Raw genomic sequence first — 3209 nt, 5'->3', positions numbered from 1 at the left:
TTCGGCAAATAGCCCCGCTATTCACCTCACAAAACCGAATTTTTATCCTCAATTTCTCGCAATCCTCGCTACGGGGTCGCCTAGACAGGCGCTATTCTCGGACAGCCTCCTAGATCCATCCCAACGGCGTAATCCTGTCTTCTATCACTTCCCCGTTAACCGCATTTACCACCATCTTATGTCTTATACGGTTATCATCCAGAAAAATTATTTCCCTGACGTTCATCTTGTTTTTGACGCTGCTTCTGGTTCTCAGCACAACCATCCCACGGTATTTTTTCCGTGCATTTTTGATAATCTGCTCAAGGGATATCTGCTTACCATCCGGTTTCAGGTCATAAATTACGTCCGTGATCACCCTGCCAGTATAAGCATCCATAGTTAACTGGCGACGCTTCACCTTAAACTGTTTGTCGGCTAACTCTATAACATAGACCATATTGCTACCCTGCCTCTCCAGCCAGGTTCGAATTCTATTTGCTCCAGGGTACTTGCTTTCCACCCTTGACAAGATCTCTTCCATTGGCATGGGTGCCTGCATAGGGGCATGATCTATCTGCTTACCACTAAAGGCACCATAAACAACACGTTCCAGCTGGTTATTGGCATCAATAAAGTCGATGACAAACACCTTCTGCTGTTCCTCTTCCTGCAACCGGGCTGAGTATACAACCACGTCAGAAGCCTTACCCCCGAACTGATGTCGAGTTGTCACTATCAGCTGGTCAAGAGGCACCATTGATCTCAGCTTGCCAGGCTGTTCAAGGTATGCAGGTGTTGCAGGCATATTACTGCCTGCCGCAAAAAGCGCAGATGAAGACAAAGCTATGCCCAACAACACTCCTGACACCATCTGAATAGGGAAACTACACACGTTCATCGAGTTACGCCTCTTTTTAGACAACAGGAGTTGAGAAAATAACGCCAACTGCCACCGAACATAGGTAAGGACCATCGAAAGAAAGTGAGAAAAACACCAATATGGCAGGCATCATTGATAGTAGTCTCTATACCCGTCCATAGATGGTTAATACCGTTAATGTAGAATTGTTTTCCCATAACGCAAGAGCAATACCTGAGTATCAATATGATCACCCAGCCGTATGATCAACGCTGTTTCTGAGACAGGCTGGATATCCATCATGGCGTGGCGTCTGCCGAGTTTACCATCTGACGAATCTGTTGAATCAACGCTGTCGCCTCAAGATTAGCGTCAAAATTATCACCATGAACACACAGACTATCGGCTTTCAGTTTCAACCGCTTTCCGCTGATGGTGTTCACTTCCCCCTGAGAGCAGGCACCTCACCTGCTGAAGAATCGTGGCTGAATCCCGGTGAACAGCCCCTGGTAAGGATCTTGATACCAGTAAGCCATGATCGTCATAAGCCTTGTCTGCATAGGCTTCATAAATCAGTGGCACCAAATACCTGTCAGCTGTCTTTTTTTTGCAGCTCATTATTGTTCAGGGCCTGAATCATAAGCGCTGGTTTGATATCCATGTTTGCTGCGGCAATCACAATGGCTTCAAACACATCAGGGTTATTCATCATCCCATGATAAAGGGCGCCATGGGGTTTAATGTACTTTACCCGGGTGCCATGCTGCTGGCAGATGGCATCCAATGCGCCAACCTGATAAGCCACAAGACATGTGATACTTTCAGCACTGTGAGGAATGGGTCGACGACCAAACCCGGTCTTGTCGTTATATCCGGGATGAGCCCCAATCGTGACACCGCAATCTACCGCCTGTTGCACGGTGTCACTCATGGTATCGGGGTCAGAAGCGTGAAAGCCGCAGGCAATATTGGCCATATCAATCCATGGCATCACCGCCTGGTCATTTCCCATTTGCCAGGGGCTAAAAACTCTCCCCCATATCACAATTCAGCTGCACTGGTTTACCTGTAAAGTTTGTGTACTTCTTCCGCCAGAATAGCCAACCCCTTTTCCACGTCCTGATGATCACGGGTATAAGTCAGCCTGAGGCATTCATGCTTATGACGCCAGTCATCGTCTATGCCCGGGAAGAAGTAATGTCCGGAAACCACCAGCACATTTCTTGCCTTCAATCGTTCATACAGTTCCAGACTGGAGACAGGCAAGCCTTCAAACCATAGCCATAGGAACATGGCCCCTTCCGGTTTATGAACATGCCAGGGAATATCACCCAGTTTCTCTTTGAGACAGTTCACTGCAAACTGAGCCTTCTCCTGATAGTAAGGACGAATCACATTCTCACAAAGAGAGTTAATGCTGTCATCCCGGATCATATCCAGTGCCAGCAGGCTGCCAGTACTGTTTGGCGCAAGATTCATAATGGCATTAATACCAGACAGTGCCCTGATAACCTGCTCATTGGCAACAACAACCCCGGTTCTGACCGCCGGGAGTCCCAGTTTGGAAAGGCTCAGGCAAAGAATGGTGTGTTCGTTCCAGCGGGGGGTCGCTTCGGTAAAGATCAGCTTTGGAAACGGCGTGCCGTAGGCACCATCAATGATCATGGGAATATCATGCTGCAGTGCCAGGCTATCAAGCCGCTCAATTTCCCTGTCAGTCAGTACATTACCGGTTGGATTGGTAGGGCGTGACACACAAATTGCACCAATACTGTCATCAATCACCAGCTCCTGAAAATCCACCCGGTATTTGAAAGTATGCGGATCCAGGTGTTCAATTTCAGGCTTATTGGCCGCAAAAAAATCATCACTCAGCCCGGCATCGGCATAGCCGATATATTCTGGCGCCAGTGGTAACTGAATACGTTTGTGCCCGCCATCCCCATAACGTCCGCCAAACATATTAAACAGCATAAAAAAAGCGGCCTGGCTGCCATTAGACAAGGCAATATTGCTTGCCGTCAGCTGCCAGCCAAACTGACGGTTAAGAAAAGCAGCCATCTCACGGACAAAGTCTTTTTCTCCCTGGGGAGGATCATAGGTACCCACCAGCCGGGTAAACTCCGTCTGACTCTCGGTAATTTTGCGCAGTCGCTGCCTGAATACTGCTTCTACTTCGGGGATATGGGCCGGATTACCACCGCCCATCATAATCATATCTTTACCATCAGCAAGGGCATTGCCGAGATCATCCATTAATGAAAGGATGCCGGAATGGCTGGTGAATTTTTCGCCGAAGGCAGAAAGCTTCATGCTTACCCCTGATTATTCTGGTCATAGGATAGTAAGTAGTTAACCAAATGAAATC

The 3209-nt window shown here is 48.0% G+C and carries 3 protein-coding genes and 1 pseudogene; all 4 read right to left on the bottom strand.

What is annotated here, in order from left to right; all coding sequences use genetic code 11:
• Positions 1–109: 109 nt before the first annotated feature.
• Positions 110–835, bottom strand: a complete 726-nt coding sequence (locus tag KDK15_RS02920; protein ID WP_257293870.1) for a PepSY domain-containing protein — start codon at positions 833–835, stop codon at positions 110–112.
• A gap of 305 nt (positions 836–1140) precedes the next feature.
• A pseudogene (locus tag KDK15_RS02915) lies at positions 1141–1459 on the bottom strand (LamB/YcsF family protein).
• A complete protein-coding gene (locus tag KDK15_RS02910) occupies positions 1434–1853 on the bottom strand; it encodes a LamB/YcsF family protein (protein ID WP_257293869.1) in 420 nt (139 codons plus the stop codon). The pseudogene KDK15_RS02915 and the gene KDK15_RS02910 overlap by 26 nt, the downstream one beginning before the upstream one ends.
• A gap of 50 nt (positions 1854–1903) precedes the next feature.
• The gene (locus KDK15_RS02905) at positions 1904–3154 is read right to left on the bottom strand and encodes a valine--pyruvate transaminase (protein WP_257293868.1); all 1251 of its coding nucleotides are present in this window, start codon (positions 3152–3154) and stop codon (positions 1904–1906) included.
• Positions 3155–3209: the final 55 nt, after the last annotated feature.

The organism is Endozoicomonas sp. YOMI1 (genome assembly GCF_024606345.1).
Classification (GTDB): Bacteria; Pseudomonadota; Gammaproteobacteria; order Pseudomonadales; family Endozoicomonadaceae; genus Endozoicomonas.
This window is presented reverse-complemented; position numbering and strand designations above follow the sequence as displayed.

Bases quoted from the DNA above. Each gene is read 5' to 3' on its own strand.
- KDK15_RS02910 (WP_257293869.1), bottom strand. From the start codon at position 1,853: ATGGGAAATGACCAGGCGGTGATGCCATGGATTGATATGGCCAATATT.
- KDK15_RS02905 (WP_257293868.1), bottom strand. From the start codon at position 3,154: ATGAAGCTTTCTGCCTTCGGCGAAAAATTCACCAGCCATTCCGGCATC.